The 17486-nt window shown below is 47.1% G+C and carries 13 protein-coding genes; 9 read left to right on the forward strand and 4 right to left on the reverse strand.

Annotated elements, in window-relative coordinates:
• The first annotated feature begins 264 nt into the window (after positions 1-264).
• Positions 265-1587 carry a Na+/H+ antiporter family protein gene (locus AACQ93_RS12130; protein ID WP_064605243.1) on the forward strand — a complete coding sequence of 441 codons (1323 nt, stop codon included), beginning with the start codon at positions 265-267 and terminating at the stop codon, positions 1585-1587.
• Positions 1588-1709: 122 nt separating this feature from the next.
• On the opposite strand, the gene AACQ93_RS12135 is transcribed toward AACQ93_RS12130, so the two are convergent.
• On the reverse strand, positions 1710-2051 hold the full coding sequence (locus tag AACQ93_RS12135; protein ID WP_064605244.1) for a Grx4 family monothiol glutaredoxin: 342 nt from the start codon (positions 2049-2051) through the stop codon (positions 1710-1712).
• 325 nt (positions 2052-2376) lie between these two features.
• Here AACQ93_RS12135 and sodB point away from each other — a divergent pair, with 325 nt between their 5' ends.
• Positions 2377-2961: a superoxide dismutase [Fe] gene (gene sodB / locus AACQ93_RS12140; protein WP_064606691.1), complete on the forward strand. Its 585-nt coding sequence runs from the start codon at positions 2377-2379 to the stop codon at positions 2959-2961.
• Between the two features lie 87 nt (positions 2962-3048).
• Here sodB and asd read toward each other — a convergent pair whose 3' ends face one another.
• Entirely contained in the window at positions 3049-4167 is a 1119-nt protein-coding gene (gene asd, locus AACQ93_RS12145) for an aspartate-semialdehyde dehydrogenase (RefSeq protein ID WP_064606693.1), read from the reverse strand.
• Positions 4168-4963: 796 nt separating this feature from the next.
• Between asd and nhaC the strand changes: the two genes are divergently transcribed.
• The 7 genes from nhaC to fldA all read left to right on the forward strand — a co-directional run bounded on the left by nhaC (position 4964) and on the right by fldA (position 15558).
• Positions 4964-6400, forward strand: coding sequence for a Na+/H+ antiporter NhaC (gene nhaC, locus AACQ93_RS12150; RefSeq protein ID WP_064605245.1), 1437 nt, complete (start codon positions 4964-4966; stop codon positions 6398-6400).
• Between the two features lie 508 nt (positions 6401-6908).
• Complete coding sequence (locus AACQ93_RS12155; RefSeq protein WP_064605246.1) at positions 6909-7640, forward strand: nucleoside recognition domain-containing protein; 732 nt, start codon at positions 6909-6911, stop codon at positions 7638-7640.
• The gene (locus tag AACQ93_RS12160) at positions 7640-8101 is read left to right on the forward strand and encodes a YjiG family protein (protein ID WP_064605247.1); all 462 of its coding nucleotides are present in this window, start codon (positions 7640-7642) and stop codon (positions 8099-8101) included. Before AACQ93_RS12155 ends, AACQ93_RS12160 begins: the two co-directional genes overlap by 1 nt.
• Before the next feature lie 98 nt (positions 8102-8199).
• Entirely contained in the window at positions 8200-9336 is a 1137-nt protein-coding gene (locus tag AACQ93_RS12165) for a M20 family metallopeptidase (protein ID WP_064605248.1), read from the forward strand.
• 568 nt (positions 9337-9904) lie between these two features.
• A complete protein-coding gene (gene hcp, locus AACQ93_RS12170) occupies positions 9905-11254 on the forward strand; it encodes a hydroxylamine reductase (protein ID WP_064605249.1) in 1350 nt (449 codons plus the stop codon).
• A 158-nt stretch (positions 11255-11412) separates the two neighbouring features.
• Entirely contained in the window at positions 11413-14982 is a 3570-nt protein-coding gene (nifJ, locus tag AACQ93_RS12175; protein WP_064605250.1) for a pyruvate:ferredoxin (flavodoxin) oxidoreductase, read from the forward strand.
• Positions 14983-15063: 81 nt separating this feature from the next.
• Complete coding sequence (gene fldA, locus AACQ93_RS12180) at positions 15064-15558, forward strand: flavodoxin FldA (RefSeq protein WP_064605251.1); 495 nt, start codon at positions 15064-15066, stop codon at positions 15556-15558.
• A 107-nt stretch (positions 15559-15665) separates the two neighbouring features.
• Here fldA and AACQ93_RS12185 read toward each other — a convergent pair whose 3' ends face one another.
• Complete coding sequence (locus AACQ93_RS12185) at positions 15666-16052, reverse strand: nitrous oxide-stimulated promoter family protein (RefSeq protein ID WP_339367449.1); 387 nt, start codon at positions 16050-16052, stop codon at positions 15666-15668.
• A 117-nt stretch (positions 16053-16169) separates the two neighbouring features.
• On the reverse strand, positions 16170-17459 hold the full coding sequence (locus tag AACQ93_RS12190; RefSeq protein WP_064605252.1) for an Hpt domain-containing protein: 1290 nt from the start codon (positions 17457-17459) through the stop codon (positions 16170-16172).
• Positions 17460-17486: the final 27 nt, after the last annotated feature.

Below are 17486 nucleotides of genomic sequence, written 5' to 3' on the forward strand. Positions count from 1 at the left end.
TCAATTGCTCACAAAGTATAAGCATTGGCACCTGACTCGGCTAAGAGATCGAACACATAACGATAAAATTCCTGCCTGACATCAAATTTTTCTCGACATGTTGCAAAATTTCAGGAAACTGGATGTTTTGAGCAAATAGCCAAAAAACATAATAAACCCAATACATATGCAAATAATGCCGGGTTGGTGATGAGAAAAATTATTCGACTAAAATGAATGATCAATTGATTCAACTTGGTATGTACAACGGATGGATCTAGTTTTATGAACCCAGTAGTCATTTCGGTATGCGTCATGCTGATACTCGCGCTAATGCGGGTTAATGTCGTGGTTGCGCTTACCTTCAGTGCCATCTTAGGTGGCCTAATAGGCGGGATGCCTTTAACTGAAACAGTTGCTGCTTTTGAAAGCGGCCTTGGTGGTGGTGCTACCACTGCGCTTAGCTATGCAATGCTAGGTACTTTTGCTGTTGCCATTTCTCGTTCGGGTATTACCGACGTACTGGCCCAAAAAGTGATTAAGCGTATCAGCGGCCATGAGAATGCAGCTGCTGCAACCGGTGTTAAATATTCCGTTCTTTCCATTTTGGTGCTTCTTGCAATCTCTTCTCAGAACGCAATTCCGGTTCATATCGCGTTTATTCCAATCGTGATCCCGCCTCTTTTGCATGTATTTGCAAAACTTAAGGTGGATCGTCGTCTGATCGCCTGTGTACTGACTTTCGGCTTGGTAACACCTTACATGGTTCTGCCTGTTGGCTTTGGTGGCATTTTCCTGAACAACATTCTGCTGAAGAATCTTCATGAGAACGGCCTTGATGTCACTGCAAGCCAGGTTCCATATGCCATGCTTCTGCCTGCGATGGGCATGCTCTTCGGTTTGCTTGTGGCAACTTTCATCAGCTACCGTAAACCACGTGAATACTCTGAAGAGAAGATTCTGGCTACCGAACCAGAGCACAAAGAAATCAACATGCAGCATGTTTACATTGCTGTAGGCGCAATCATTGCGGCACTAGGCGCTCAGCTTTACAGCGGCTCAATGATCATCGGTGGCCTAATTGGCTTTATGGTTTTCACCTTCGGCGGCGTGATCAAATGGAAAGAAACCCACGATGTGTTCACCAAAGGTGTACACATGATGGCGATGATCGGTTTCATCATGATTGCAGCAGCAGGTTTTGCTTCAGTAATGAAAGCTACTGGTGGTGTTGAGACTTTGGTAAGTTCTCTGGCAGAAGTCATTGGTGATAACAAGCCGCTATCTGCACTTCTTATGCTGGTTGTAGGCCTGCTGGTTACCATGGGTATCGGTTCTTCATTCTCAACCATCCCTATTCTGGCAACGATTTATGTTCCGCTTTGCCTGACATTCGGCTTCTCTCCTCTGGCAACGGTAGCTATCGTAGGTACTGCAGCCGCTCTGGGTGATGCGGGTTCACCGGCTTCAGATTCAACATTGGGCCCGACAGCCGGTCTGAATGCTGACGGGCAGCACGAGCACGTATGGGAGACGGTTGTACCAACCTTTATCCACTATAACCTGCCACTGATTGCGTTTGGCTGGCTGGCATCAATGATTCTGTAATCGGAATTCTTCTGATACTACAATAAGGCCGCCTTCACTGGCGGTCTTTTCGTATTGAAATACGTAAAAAAAAGCCCCGATAAATCGGGGCTTTATTGTTCATAAACAGTGGTGGCTAGGAATTATTCCTCAGCAGCTGCACCGTCACGGCGCTCTGCCGCTTCTTTAATCAATGGCTGTAGTTCGCCTTTCTGGAACATCTCGATGATGATGTCACAGCCACCAATCAGTTCGCCTTCAACCCATAGCTGTGGGAATGTCGGCCATTGTGCATAGGCAGGAAGTTCAGCACGAATATCCGGATTTTGCAGAATATCGACATAAGCAAACTTCTCACCACATGCCATCAGTGCTTGTGCTGCCTGAGATGAAAAACCGCAGCTTGGCAGTTTCGGAGAACCTTTCATGTAAAGCAGAATGGCATTTTCTTCGATCTGCTGTTTGATCTTGTCGATAGTTTCCATAGCTTCCTCTTACGACGCTTACTTATAAGTTGAATTTCACAGACATCATTCTACTTGGTCATGCCACGGAAAAAAATGCCTATTAATTGTATGGTTAATTTTTCCGCAGATTAACTCTGATGTTCTAATTTTTAGTATACAGGGCTTTTAATAAAGTAAAAACTTGCTAAAATACCTTCATAAAGTAAATTTTGTCGGACAGCACAAAGCTGAATCGACAAAATAAGACTAAAATCAGTCAGTTTCAAAAAATAAGTAGGCACGAAGTCTACTGGAAGCAATGTCGCGGGGCATGACCCCGAAAACCAGAATGGAGAACCGAGCAATGGCATTTGAACTACCAGCTCTACCGTACGCAATCAACGCTCTTGAGCCACACATCTCTCAGGAAACTCTTGAGTACCATCACGGTAAGCACCACAACACTTACGTAGTTAAGCTAAACGGTCTAATCGAAGGCACTGAACTTGCTGAAAAATCTCTGGAAGAAATCATCAAGACTTCAGAAGGCGGTGTCTTTAACAACGCAGCTCAAATCTGGAACCACACTTTCTACTGGCACTGCCTGAGCCCTAACGCAGGCGGCGAGCCAACAGGCGAAGTAGCAGACGCTATCGCTAAAGCATTTGGCTCTTTCGAAGAGTTCAAAGCGAAGTTCACAGATGCAGCAATTAACAACTTTGGTTCTTCATGGACCTGGCTAGTTAAGAAAGCTGACGGCTCTCTGGACATCGTAAATACCTCAAACGCAGGTACTCCTCTAACAGAAGAAGGCGTAACTCCGCTTCTGACTGTTGACCTGTGGGAGCACGCATACTACATCGATTACCGTAATGTGCGTCCTGACTACATGAACGCATTCTGGGCACTGGTTAACTGGGAATTCGTTGCGAAGAACCTGGCAGCTTAATCTCTCGTAGATTCAGCTCAGTGAAGCCCTATAAAAAACGCCTGCAATCGCAGGCGTTTTTTTATGACTATATATAGAAGGGAAATTTTATTGCTTTTCAGTCAAAAGAATTCGTAGAGTACGGCGAAGCGGTTCTGCGGCTCCCCATAGCAACTGGTCACCAACCGTAAAGGCATTCAGGAAATCATCACCCATAGCCAATTTACGCAAACGGCCAACAGGAATAGAAAGCGTACCGGTTACTTTTGTCGGGCTCAGTTCCTGCATTGTGATATCGCGATCATTCGGTATCACTTTCACCCAGTCATTATGAGACGCGATGATCTCTTCAATCTCATCAAGCGGCACATTTTTCTTCAACTTCAATGTCAGTGCCTGACTGTGACAACGCATTGAGCCAATGCGAACACAAGTACCGTCAATTGGAATCGGGTTGTTATCCAGGCCAAGGATCTTGTTAGTCTCAACAGAGCCTTTCCATTCTTCTTTACTCTGGCCATTCTCGCGTTTCACATCAATCCACGGAATCAATGAGCCAGCAAGCGGTACACCAAATTCACTGGCCGGGAAATCAGGTGAACGCATAACATCTGCTACTTTACGGTCAATATCAAGAATAGAAGTGGCAGGATTTGCCAACTCGCTGGATACCGCATCATTAATCACGCCCATCTGGCTGATTAATTCGCGCATATTCTTAGCGCCGGCACCAGATGCCGCTTGGTAAGTCTGCGAAGTCATCCATTCAACCAAACCTGCCTGATACAGGCCACCGACAGCCATCAGCATCAAGCTAACAGTACAGTTACCGCCGACAAAAGTGTTTGTGCCAGAATGAATCCCCTGCTTAATTTGCTCAAGGTTTACTGGGTCAAGGGCAATAATGGCTTCATCACTCATACGCAGTGTAGAAGCGGCATCAATCCAGTAGCCTTTCCAGCCAGCCTGACGTAATGCTGGGTAAACTTTTTCAGTGTAACCACCGCCCTGGCAAGTAATAACGGCATCAAGCTGCTTCAGACTTTCAATGTCGAACGCATCCTGAAGCAAACCAGCATCTTTTCCAAAATTAGGTGCAGGAATACCGACCTGAGATGTGGAATAAAAGACAGGGTCAATAACATTGAAGTCTCCTTCTTCAACCATTCGTTGCATCAGCACCGAACCCACCATACCACGCCAACCAACCAAACCGACTTTCATCATTGTTTCCATACTCCCTGATTATATTGCATGTACGATTTGCCAGTTGGCAGAGCTATCTGGCCTGTTTATCCCCGGCAGGCGCAGATAGTTTTGCCCACTGACATCTGATTCATTCATCTATAGAGATTTAATCAGGGAAAAACAAGCATATTTTGCATAAATCGCAGAAAAAAGAAGCGAAAGCCTGAATAAATTACAACATAATTACGTATTTCATTCGAATAAAACACATCGGATGAGATTAAAATTGACGCTATTAACGGGCCAGAAAGCAACCAAAAAATGAATATTTCCGCATCTAGAGCTTAAATATTCGTCTATTTTGCAGCCTATACATGATTCTCGATCGTTAACATAATAAATCTCATCAATTCACTATTTTTGAAAATCATCTCACACTCTGATAACCTATTAACCTTATCTATTTTGGGCTTTTTATCTGCACAAACCACTATTCAGTAGAGGTTAAGCCTGAGATAACAGGGATATTTAATAAAGGACTCGATAATTCAAAACAGCTAAAAAACAACCAAACCACAACAAAACACTTATTTTTAACATCTGATAAAAGAGTTAATATAAATTTTTTCCTTGTTCGCGGCGCTGGTTGGGTAAGCTCACAGAAAAACACAATATCTATCGCGGTGCTTGTTTCATTCAGATAGAGTAGCGCTGAAACAAGGCAAGTACCCTAATAAATGACATTAAGTCATAAAAACAATTAATAATTGGTCCCGAAATCACTTCGATTCAGGACCTTTACTTTTTACAGGCTCGAACTAACAAGGTTAGAAACATGGACAAACAGACAGTGAGACTACCATCACTAATGCAAGTTTTTCTTGCACTTGGTATTTTTCTTGCGCTGGCATTTTCTTTCACCGCAAAACTAGATCTACCAATCCAGCTAGCACTATATATTGGCTGGTTCGTTATTATGGCTCTGGGTGTCAAACTGGGTCACGACTACAAATCTCTTGAAAAAGCAGCAACTACCGGTATTTCAAACGGTCTTGGTGCTGTACTGATTCTGCTGGCAGTAGGTGCTTTGGTTGGTACCTGGATTGCCGGTGGTATCGTTCCGACTATCATCTACTACGGCCTTAAGGCTATCCACCCTTCTATCTTCCTGCTGGCGACTATGGTTATCTGTTCGCTGACAGCACTGGCAACCGGTACCTCTTGGGGTGCAGCTGGTACAGCTGGTATTGCGATGATGGGTATCGGTCAGGGTCTAGGCATTCCAGCTCCAATGACTGCCGGTGCTGTACTTTCAGGCTGTTACTTCGGTGACAAGATGTCTCCGCTGTCTGATTCAGTAATCCTGGCTTCTTCTATGTCTAACGTAGAAATCGTTGAACACATCAAAGGCATGCTACCAATCGCGCTGATCAGCTACATCATTACAGGTATTCTGTTCACAGCAGTTGGCTTCCACTACTCTGGTAACGTGGACATGTCCCAAGTAGAGAGCGTAATCTCTGCAATGGAACAACAGTTTGTGATTTCACCGCTGTCTTTTGTTCCTGTGATTATCGTTCTGGCTCTGCTGGCGATGCGTCTTCCTTCATTCCCTGTAATCTCACTGGGTTCACTGCTGGGTATCGCATGGGCTGTAATGGTTCAGGACATGGACCCACTGGCAGCATTCAACACTGCATGGGCTCCGTTCTCAATCAGCTCTGGTGTTGATTTCATCGACGCAATCCTGAACCGTGGTGGTATGTCATCTATGCTGGGCTCTGTAGCCGTGATCGTATTCGGTCTTGGTTTCGGTGGCCTGCTGGATAAAGTAGGTGTACTACAGACAATTGCTAAACTGTTCGAAAAACGCGTTAACTCTGCTGGTAGCCTGTCTGTATCGACTATCGCAACAGCCTTCCTGGGTAACGTATTCGGTTCAGCGATGTATGTATCACTGATCCTGACTCCGAAAATCTGTGCGAAAAACTATGACCGTCTTGGCTTCCAGCGTAAGAACCTGTCTCGTAACGCAGAATTCGGTGGTACGCTGACTTCAGGTATGGTGCCTTGGAGTGATAACGGTATCTACATGGCAAGTATCCTGGGTGTGGCGACGTTCTCTTACGCACCTTTCATGTGGCTAAGCTTCGTATGTATCATCGTAACCATCGTGTCTTCTTACATGGGCTGGTTCGTTGACCGCTGTGAACCAACAGCTGTAGTTTCTGAAGAAAACGAAGAAACTGTTGCTGAGCAGCAAACGGCTTAATTAATTAGTCTCTATTGACGACAAAGAGCGCCTCAGGGCGCTCTTTTTGTTTATATGGACAGTTTTGATCAACCCGACTGATTTCGCTTCTCTCTTCTCATTATTTTGTAAATATTTATTAATGAGCGCGATATTTTCATGGACACAACAAAAGTACCATTGTAAGTGATATTCCATAGCCATAATGGCAATATATATACCAACATAGCAATTGCTTAAGCCAATAATAAATAAGGAAAATAAATATAAATAACTTCATTTATGCACACTTAAAGCCGCAAGAGTTTCAACTCCTCAAAAGTATCGATCTGGATCACAAATAAATAATTACAGTCCACAAGCCTTGCACTTCAGTGGCACAGATTGACCCCAATCAATTACTTCACGTTGCAATTGACGAAAATAGCCTCGCTTCAACCATTAAGCACAGGTACACATATCACACTATTGAATATAAAGCCTGTCCGTTTTCGCAACAGCGATTTTTAGATTCCAACGAGGTTACACTATGAGCAATCCAGCGGAGCAAGGCCGCAAAGTAACGATTGGCAGTTATATTGCCCTCGCCTTTGCCATCGTTTTTTTCTCAGGCCTACTTCAGTCAAACCAGTGGTATGGTGTTTTCGACTTCACCACACTGAACGGCTCTTTTGGTCAGGTCGTTTATTCCGTCAATGAAACAACTGAAGGCATTCAAACTGCAGCTACCACGCTAAGAGGTAAAGGTGGCAGCGGTGCCCGAGATGGCTTCCTGTTCGCCCTGACACTGATCCCTACAGTTATGTTTGCTCTGGGCATGATCAATGTGCTGGAACATTACGGTGCACTGGATGCAGCACGAAAACTGCTGACACCTCTGCTTCGCCCATTGATGGGGATTCCGGGCAACTCTGGACTGGCACTTATCGCATCCCTACAAAGCACCGATGCCGGTGCTGCGATGACCCGCCAGCTGAAAGACGAAGGCCACCTGACCAAACGTGAGACAGATGTCTTTACCATGTTCCAGTTCTCTGCCGGAGCAGCCATCGTTAACTTCTTCTCATCCGGGGCAGTGCTGTTCACCCTTACCAATATGGACGGTACACCAGCCGTCACATCATCTATCGGTTTAGCTGTTGCCATCATGTTCATCTTCAAGTTCATCGGTGCCAATCTGTTCCGCCTCTACTTGAACATTACAGAAGGCAAAGAAGAGAAAACCAAGCAGCAACATGAAATGAAGAAGGAAACAGCATAATGACCACTGCAAAGAAACCTATGGTGACCGACATCTTCGTTGAAGGTGCTAAGAAAGGCTGGACAATCGCCACCACCTCAACACTTCCAAACGTTGTGATGGCTTTTGTGATCATCAAAGCGCTGCAAATCACAGGTGCACTGGATGCCATGGGCAGCCTGTTTTCCCCGGTTATGGCGATTTTCGGCCTGCCGGGTGAAGCGGCAGCGGTCCTGATTGGAGCCTGGATGTCGATGGGTGGTGCTGTTGGTGTTGTTATCACGCTGTTCGACCAAGGAATTCTGAACGGCCAGCACATCGCGATACTAGCTCCGGCTATTTACCTGATGGGCTCACAGGTTCAGTACATGGGGCGTGTTATGGGGCCAATCGGTACTGAAGGTCGCTACATCCCGGTGATGATCGCCATTTCTGTGCTGAATGCCTTCGCCGCCATGTTCGTCATGAACATTCTCGTTTAACTACTCCGGTTTAATACAGAGGGGAGAAAGGAGAGCCTCCCCTCTTATCTCTGTAGCAATTCACCCGGAAAATCCGGGGGGCTCTCTCAGGAGTTACTATGAATCACTCACTACAAGACTTTTCACTTCAGGAATACCTGAAAGAATTACGCCCGCTCATCGATGTAGACTGCGGAACCTTAACCAAGGACGGTATCGAAACCATCGTAAACCAGATGGCACAGAAATATCTGGATATGGGATGGTATGTAAAGCGGGTCAACTGTGGTGTAGCCGGAACCGGCCTTGAAATCCGCAATAAACCGGATCGTAAAGAAATTGATGTGATGCTGATTGGCCATATGGATACCGTATTCCCGATCGGTACTGCCGCGGCACGCCCGATGACCTTCGACGACAAGCGAGCCTATGGTCCTGGCGTTTCAGACATGAAGTCTGGTTTGCTCAATATCGTTTATGCCCTTCGAGGTATGGATAAAGAGATCCTGGATAAGCTTTCTGTTTGCATTTGCATGAACCCGGATGAAGAAATCGGCTCCCTCTATTCGGAAGCCTGGCTGAAGACAGTTGCAGCCAACGCTAAAAATGTTCTCGTTGCGGAAGCTGCTCGTGCTGACGGCTCTTTGGTAAAAGCCCGTAAAGGAATGGCCCGCTACCGCCTGACGTTCTCAGGTAAAGCCGCTCATGCCGGAAATGACCCGCAAAACGGCCGCAGTGCGATCACCGAAATGGCAAACTGGATTCTGGGCATCAATAGCCTGACCAATTTCGAATCCGGTACAACCCTGAATGTAGGTGTAGTTAATGGCGGTGCCGGGGCAAACATTGTTCCTGAGCGAGCCGAAGCCATTGTGGATGTTCGCTTCTGGGATAATGATGAATACTCTGAAGCTGACGCTAAAATCCGTCAAATGGCAGAAACACCTTTTATAGATGGTGTGACGGTGACGATCGATCGCGAAGCGCATAAACCGTCAATGGTCCCTTCAGAGAAAACACAAGCCTTGATGGCACTGGTCGAAGAAGCAGGCAGAGAGTTAGATATCGACATCAAATGGCAGGAGGTCGGTGGCGGCTCAGATGCGAACCTGACAGCAGTAATGGGGATCCCAACCCTGGATGGCCTTGGTCCGGCCGGTGCCGGATTCCACAGTGCTGATGAATATCTTGAGTTAGATTCGATTGAACCACGAATTCTGCTACTGCAAAAAGTACTGACTAAACTGGCAGGTTAAACAGCGCTATAACGACAAAGGGCGCCAGTTAGCGCCCTTTGTATAAAATCAATAAAAGTTTGTCGGAGCGTTTCGCTCAACCTCCGGCTTCAAGCTTCGATGCCTGCTACTATGGTACCGCTTCATAAACTTTTCCCGCACAGAACAAAGATGCCTCTGTGACTCTTCTACCGCAACTCTGCGAAGCTTCTGGTCCATTTTGCAAGATTTCATCAACCACCTCGATATTACTCATCTCTACACCAGTATTCATACCCTTGTGATGTTCTGAAAACAAAGCCAGACATCATGCTTTTTGTCGGCTAAATAATCATCACTTTTGTTCGATATGAATTACTGATATATCACTCAAGAGAATAATATACCTTTTCAGATGAGCTCAACCCCTTTTACAAAATCCTGACATTGTCTTACAGAAATGCGATTTACTGCTCAGTTTCAAATGTTTCATTTAAAATACATATTTTAAATTAAGAATATGATCTGGATCAAAGACCTGGCGGCCGTACACCCGATATTCTCGCCACCATAAAGATGCAATATAAATACACCTTTTAAGGAAAGCATAATGTCGAACCTAGCAATGTTTTGCCACCAGTGCTCTATGGCCCAATCCGGCGGCTGCGGCAGCACCGGAAAAACCCAAGGCACCTGTGGTAAAGACGAAACTCTGTCACGCCTGCAGGATATTATGATCTTCGGCCTGAAAGGCCTTTCAGCCTACCGTACCCACGCCGATGATCTGGGTGCTGAAACCAAATCAGTAGATGATGTTATTGCTGAAACCCTTTACTTCACACTGACAAACGTAAACTTCAGCTTTGAACAGCATATCGCTCAGTTGATGAAAGTCGGTGGTGCCGGCAGCGAAATCATGTCTCGTTTAGGTGAAGCACACCACGGTCGCTTAGGGATCCCTACTCCTGTTTGCGTACCGCAGAACAAAGCCGAAGGTAAAGGCATCCTGGTAACCGGCCATGATCTGGATCTGTTGGAACGCCTGCTTATCGCCACCGAAGGCAAAGGCATTAACATCTACACTCACTCAGAAATGCTACCGGCTCACGGTTACCCGGAACTGCGTAAATACAGCCATCTGAAAGGCAACATTGGTAAAGCCTGGTTTGACCAAAAGAAACTGTTCCAACAGTGGAATGGCACTATCATCGTAACCACTAACTGTATCGTCCCCCCGACAGGCCGAGCAGACTACGCCGACCGCCTGTACAGCTATGGCATCGTCGGTATCGATAACTGCCGTACCCTAGAAGATGATTTCGCACCGATCATTGAGCATACGCTGAGCCTGCCAGATATTGAAGGCTTCGACAGCGAAGATACGCTGATGACCGGCCACAACTACAAAACTATTCTGGGTCTGGCACCACAGATTCTGGAAGCGGTAAATGAAGGAAAGATCAAACAGTTCTTCGTTGTTGCCGGTTGTGACAAGCCGGGCAAACCGAATGATTATTTCCGCGACCTGGCCCTGTCGATTCCGGATGACTGCATTATCCTGACGTCATCCTGTGGCAAGTTCCGTTTCAACGATCACGACTTCGGTACAGTTCCGGGTACTGAAATCCCGCGTTATCTGGATTTGGGTCAGTGTAACGACAGCTATGGTGCAGTAATGATTGCCCTGGCTCTTAGCGACGCAATGGGCGTACCAGTTAACGAACTGCCAGTAAACATTGTGCTGTCATGGATGGAACAAAAAGCCGTTCTGATCCTACTGGCACTATTCAACCTGGGTATTCAGAACATATACCTGGGTCCTAACCCGCCAGAGTTCGTTAACGAAGCCATTTTTGAATTCCTGCAAGCACAGTTCAACCTGCAACTGACAAGTAACGCTCAGGATGATCTGGCGAAGATGCTGAACCCTCAGCCACAAATTGAGGTTGTGGAAGCGTAATTCGCCTTCCTGATTAATCTCACGGGCCGACTTCACCCTACCCACTCAGAGGTCGGCCCTCCTCAAAAATAACGATAAACGCTGACGTTTACGGTATCCGTCTTTCCTGATGCTACCGTCTCAGCCGGATATACAGTGCCTGTTCGCTGGAGTTAGTTATGTCTGAACATCCACGCATTAATAGCAAAACAAATACCTACAGTACGATGGATGGCAATGAAGCTGCCGCATCTGTCGCTTACCGCTGTAATGAAGTCATCGGTATCTACCCTATTACACCATCCTCCCCGATGTCTGAAGCCTGTGAAGTTTGGGAAAGTCAGGGGAAAACCAACCTGTGGGGACAAGTTCCGCGCGTAATTGAAATGCAATCAGAAGGCGGGGCAGCCGGCGCGGTTCATGGGGCTCTGATGGCTGGCTCAATGGCAACAACGTTTACTTCATCTCAGGGGTTACTACTGAAAATCCCGAACATGTACAAAATTGCCGGAGAACTGACACCTTTTGTGATGCATGTTGCCGCCCGCACTATCGCGACCCATGCGCTATCTATCTTCGGTGATCACTCTGACGTCATGGCTGTTCGCCAAACCGGATTTGCGATGCTGTCAGCAAACTCTGTTCAGCAGGCCCACGATTTTGCGCTTATCAGCCAGGCAGCCACGCTTGAAAGTCGAGTACCGTTTGTTCACTTCTTTGATGGATTCCGCACATCGCATGAGATCAATAAGATCGTCACGATCAACGATGACACGATCCGCCAAATGATCTCGCAAGAAGATATCGATGCATTCCATCAGCGCGGGCTCACACCGGATGCACCAAGCATTCGCGGTACAGCTCAAAACCCGGATACCTTCTTCCAGGCTCGCGAAGCCGCCAACGGCTTCTATCAGGCATGTCCGGATATTGTGGCAGGAAAAATGGCCGAGTTTGCCCGCTTAACCGGCAGAGAATACAAGCTGTTTGATTATTATGGTCATCCGGAAGCAACGGATGTCATCGTGATTATGGGTTCGGCATCTTCAGCTGTACAACAGTGCGTCGATCACCTGCTCACACTTGACAAAAAAGTCGGTGTCGTGGCCGTCCACCTGTATCGTCCGTTTTCTCTGCAACACTTCATGTCGGTTCTGCCAGCCAGCGCGAAGCAAATCGCTGTGCTGGATCGCACCAAAGAACCAGGCGCAACCGGTGAACCGCTATACCTGGATGTTATCGCCACCATTCAGCAGGCTCATGCTAATGGTCAGTATCCGCATATGCCTGCCATTATGGGTGGCAGATACGGCTTATCATCGAAAGAATTCAATCCGAGCCATGTTGTCAGTATCTTTGATGCAATGGCAGAGCAAACGCTGAGCCATAACTTCACTGTGGGTATCAATGACGATATTACCCATCTGTCACTGCCTTTAAAAATCACGCTAGATGCAGAACCGAAAGAGCGCCTGCGCGCACTCTTTTATGGCTTGGGTGCAGACGGTACAGTCAGTGCCAATAAAAACACCATTAAAATCATTGGTGAGAATACCGAATTACATGCCCAGGGCTATTTTGTTTATGACTCGAAGAAGTCCGGCGGTACAACTGTTTCTCATCTGCGATTTGATGCAAATCCGATCGAAGCGCCCTATTTGATTGATCAGGCAGAATTTATTGCCTGCCACCAGTTCCAGTTTATCGACAAACTGGAGATGTTCGAGCATGCAGCACATCAAGGTACCATACTGCTAAACAGCCCGCATCCGGCAGAAACAGTATGGGAATACCTGCCGCATGAAGTCCAGCAAGTCATCATCGAGAAGCAGCTTAATCTCTACGTCATTGATGCAGTAAAGCTGGCGCGTGAACTTGGGCTGAAAAACCGTCTCAACACCATAATGCAAACAGCCTTCTTTGCTCTGAGTGAACTGATGCCACTGGAACAGGCCATCAGCCAGCTGAAGCAGGCGATAGAGAAAAGCTACGGCAAACGCGGCCCTGCAATTGTCGAGGCAAACCACAATGCTGTCGATGCGACCGTAGCCCGTTTACAGCAAGTCGTTATTCCGCAGCAGGCCACCAGCCTGTTCCGCCGCCCGCCAGTTGTGAGCGAAAATGCACCGGATTTGGTTAAGCGTGTCAGCGCCATAATGATGGCAAACAAAGGTGACATGCTGCCAATCAGTGCTTTCCCAATCGACGGACGTTGGCCGACCGCCACCAGCCAGTGGGAAAAACGCAACATAGCCCAAGAAATCCCTGTCTGGGAACAAGACCTGTGTACCCAATGTAATATTTGTACCCTGGTCTGTCCGCATGCGGCAATTCGTGCTAAAGCGGCTACTCAGGAAGCCCTGCAAGGCGCACCGGAAGGGTTCAAACATACCGAGTACAAACAGCGCGACTTCAAAGGGCAGCAGTATACTCTGCAGGTGTCCCCTCAGGACTGTACCGGCTGTAACCTGTGCACCATGGCCTGTCCGGCCAGTGACAAAAACGATCCGTCGCGCAAAGCCATCAATATGGCACCGAAGCAACCACTGCTTGAACAACAAAGTGAAAACTACCGCTTCTTACTTGATCTGCCGGAGCTGGAACGTATCGACATCAAACGTATTGATGCCCGCACCAGCCAGTTATTACAGCCGTTGTTTGAATACTCCGGTGCCTGCTCCGGTTGTGGTGAAACGTCATACATCAAGCTGCTGACCCAACTGTTCGGCGATCGCCTGCTTATTGCTAATGCAACCGGCTGCTCGTCCATCTATGGCGGTAACCTACCGACCACACCATATGCAGTAGATAAACACGGCCGCGGTCCGGCCTGGGCTAACTCCCTGTTTGAAGACAATGCCGAATTTGGCTTGGGCATGCGCCTGGCACTCAACAGCAAACGAGACTCAGCTCTTAGCCTGTTGGATACAGCTGCAGATTTCCTGCCTGCAGAGCTCCTAGACCAAATTCGTCAGGATGCGTTTGACAGCAGCGAAGCCGCAGTAAACCGTCAACGCCAGAACATCGCCAGACTCCGGGCTGAACTGCCATACAGCCACAACCAGCTAAATAACCGAGCAGATGATCTGGTCGCCAAGAGCAACTGGATTGTCGGCGGTGATGGCTGGGCTTACGACATTGGTTTCGGCGGCTTGGATCATGTACTAGCCGGCAGTGATAACGTGAATGTTCTGGTCATGGATACCCAAGGTTACTCCAACACCGGCGGCCAACAATCGAAAGCGACACCAACCGGTGCTGTCGCCAAATTTGCAACTCAGGGAAAGAGCAGCAACGGAAAGGATCTGGCACTGAATATGATGATGCACGGCAATGTGTACGTCGCCAAAATCGCACTTGGTGCCAACATGAACCAGACCATTAAAGCACTTCAGGAAGCAGAAGCTTATCCGGGGCCGTCACTGGTTATCGCCTATTCACCATGTATTACCCATGGCTTTGATATGGCTGAAGGTGTCGAACATCAGCAACTGTTGGTTGAAACCGGACTATGGCCGCTGTTCCGCTTTGATCCGCGCCGAACAGAAAAAGGCCGGGCTGCTCTGCAAATGGACTCCAAGCCACCAAAGAAAGATGTCGAAGAGCTGGTCAGCCGAGAAGCTCGCTTCACCCAAATCCTGCGCCGTAATCCGGAACAGTATCAGGCCAACCTTGAACGACTTCGCCAACAGGTAGAACACAAACACTTACTGCTGGATCAACTTGGCCAGTGGAAACCTAAAAAATAACAACCATGTCCCGCACTACTGCATCCACTGATTTTGCGGGACAAGAATCAACCGAATTTAAGCGTAAAGCTGGAGATGAACATGACAAACATTGGTATCTTTTTTGGCAGTGACACAGGTAATACTGAAAAAGTGGCAGAGAAAATTGCCGCCAGCCTTAACCTGGAAGCACAAGACATTGCCGGTTGCAGCAACGACATCTTTGATGACTATGATTTGCTGATTCTAGGCACCCCAACGGCTAACTACGGTGAAATGCAGCCGGACTGGGATTACTTTGTCCCGGAGCTTGAAGATGCAGATCTGAGTGGAAAGAAAGTTGCCTTATTCGGACTGGGTGATCAGGTAGATTATCCAGACAGCTTCCTGGACGCCATGGGCGATCTGGCTGAACTCATTACAGAAGCTGGCGGCGAGTTGATTGGTGACTGGGCAACCGAAGGCTACGAGTTCAACGACTCCCGTGCAGTGAACGATGGGCGTTTTGTCGGTCTGGCACTGGACGAAGATCGTCAACCGGAATTGACCGATGATCGTATCGCGACATGGCTGAATTCACTTGGGCTGACCGCCTGATTCATGTCGTAGGATACAAAAAAACAAAGGCTGCATCATGCAGCCTTTGTTTTATCTCTTCCTTATCAACAAGTTTTAAATTGCGAGCCTGAACGGCTAAAAGAAAACTATCTTGATGATACTGGTTGTGTATTTACTGTTTCTACTGAACGGAAACGACTTAACTTAAATTGCAGAGCCTGCCAGGGACGTCGCCATGCAAATTTGGGCATAGACCAGCGCAACACATGAGTTAGCTGAAGCCGCTTGGCCGGGTGATAACATTGGCTCTTACAATTTAGACAGTTAGGCTTATCCTTACCTAAGCGACATGCAGCCACTCGTGATTCAACATATTCGATTAGCCCTTCACATTCAGGACAAATAACTGCCCCACGGTGCAACGTTTTACAATACAAGCGAATCATCGCTTTTGCTGTGTCCAGTTCACGCTGCTGACGAACTGAATGTTTGCTTTGAACTATCATAGTGGCGGTATTATCCAGAGCCGCCATAAACTAAATTTGATAAAGATCAATTTTGCACTAAGATCAAATTTTTCCACTACAATTCAACAAATCTTATAGTAGAAACCTCTGCGTTTTTCCCGTTATACAATCACCCTTTCCATTTCAGGCCATCTCGGCTGACTGTTCAGACAAATATTGAGCAGCTTCTTCCACGGTTCTGTCCAGTAACCACTCCAACCTTTTGTATTCGACATCCTCTACGCGTTGACGGCGTTTATACCGAAACTCAATCATCTCTGCCTGCTGCTTCAAAGCATCAGCACTAATATTACCGGCTACCCCTTTGAGGCTGTGCACCAAACGTAGCGCATGTTCGCAAATATTCTCCGGCTCACTGTTTCCGACTAACACAGCCAGCTTACTGACATCATCAGCATGCTCATTGATAAAAATTTCCAAAAGGATTCTTGCAGACTCTACATCATCATCCATGGCGTGCAAAAAACAATCAACATTCAGAACAGGTGGAGCCAATTCCTGCTCATAATCAGTCTGATCGCCGGAAGGCTCATGACACACCACGGTAACCTCTTCAACTGAACAGGCCTCACGAACCGACAAATTATCAACGACTTCTTCAACAACAACCGCCTCATCCTCGCTTACTTTGATTAGCGCCTCTGACTTCAAATAAACGGCCATCTCAGCATTCAATACGGCTATCGCTTCATCCAACAAGCCAATATCTTCAATATCTACCGGTTTTTCATGCTTAATCGTGCGCTCAAGCTGCTCTGCTATTTCTCTTAACTGGTTTGCCTCAAGGCTGCTTGCTACGCCTTTCAGACTGTGAGCAATTCGACAGGCATCTTCAGTCTGTCCCTTTAACAGGTACTCAGAAAGCAAACTGGCATCATCATTATGCTCATCGATAAAAATCTCCAGCAGCATTTTCACTGCTTCCTGATCACCATCCATATTTTCAAGCAGCAGGTCATAATCCAGAATAACTTTGGCATCCTGAACGTCTGAACTCTTAACCGATGTATGATTCTCAGCACTTTGCTCATAATGTGAAATTGCAGCCTGCTCTAGTGCTGGTTCAGTAGAGTTCAGATCATTTGATGTTTCTTGCTGGCCGAGCCGCTGCTTAAGCCAGTAATACCCGACAGCCAGCATCACTGTGACTGCCACCATTACACCTAGCAAGACCGACAATGAAACTGCACCAGTATCAAACCAGAACAGTTTTAATGGCATCGAGTCTGGAAATAGCGACGTCAGTGCTGCAAAGCAAACAACAAGCAACAGACATCCGACAAAAAAGAAGGTTATCGACATCAATAAAGATAAAGAAATACACCTCGAAGCTCCGACATCAAACGAAGGCTTATCCGGAGTCCTGGCTTTTGAAAAGCTCTCGGCCATATCTCCTGTTTGTTTATCTCCCATGTCAGCTCCTGTTATCTCTGCGGGAAG

Source organism: Photobacterium sp. J15, assembly GCF_963870815.1.
GTDB classification, from domain to species: Bacteria; Pseudomonadota; Gammaproteobacteria; order Enterobacterales; family Vibrionaceae; genus Photobacterium; species Photobacterium marinum.

What these genes read in the sequence shown, in the direction of transcription:
- AACQ93_RS12165 (WP_064605248.1), top strand. Translation starts at nt 8,200, where the DNA reads ATGAATCACTCACTACAAGACTTTTCACTTCAGGAATACCTGAAAGAA.
- AACQ93_RS12185 (WP_339367449.1), bottom strand. Translation starts at nt 16,052, where the DNA reads ATGGCGGCTCTGGATAATACCGCCACTATGATAGTTCAAAGCAAACAT.
- fldA (WP_064605251.1), top strand. Translation starts at nt 15,064, where the DNA reads ATGACAAACATTGGTATCTTTTTTGGCAGTGACACAGGTAATACTGAA.
- sodB (WP_064606691.1), top strand. Translation starts at nt 2,377, where the DNA reads ATGGCATTTGAACTACCAGCTCTACCGTACGCAATCAACGCTCTTGAG.
- AACQ93_RS12135 (WP_064605244.1), bottom strand. Translation starts at nt 2,051, where the DNA reads ATGGAAACTATCGACAAGATCAAACAGCAGATCGAAGAAAATGCCATT.
- asd (WP_064606693.1), bottom strand. Translation starts at nt 4,167, where the DNA reads ATGATGAAAGTCGGTTTGGTTGGTTGGCGTGGTATGGTGGGTTCGGTG.
- AACQ93_RS12190 (WP_064605252.1), bottom strand. Translation starts at nt 17,459, where the DNA reads ATGGGAGATAAACAAACAGGAGATATGGCCGAGAGCTTTTCAAAAGCC.
- nhaC (WP_064605245.1), top strand. Translation starts at nt 4,964, where the DNA reads ATGGACAAACAGACAGTGAGACTACCATCACTAATGCAAGTTTTTCTT.
- AACQ93_RS12160 (WP_064605247.1), top strand. Translation starts at nt 7,640, where the DNA reads ATGACCACTGCAAAGAAACCTATGGTGACCGACATCTTCGTTGAAGGT.
- nifJ (WP_064605250.1), top strand. Translation starts at nt 11,413, where the DNA reads ATGTCTGAACATCCACGCATTAATAGCAAAACAAATACCTACAGTACG.
- hcp (WP_064605249.1), top strand. Translation starts at nt 9,905, where the DNA reads ATGTCGAACCTAGCAATGTTTTGCCACCAGTGCTCTATGGCCCAATCC.
- AACQ93_RS12155 (WP_064605246.1), top strand. Translation starts at nt 6,909, where the DNA reads ATGAGCAATCCAGCGGAGCAAGGCCGCAAAGTAACGATTGGCAGTTAT.
- AACQ93_RS12130 (WP_064605243.1), top strand. Translation starts at nt 265, where the DNA reads ATGAACCCAGTAGTCATTTCGGTATGCGTCATGCTGATACTCGCGCTA.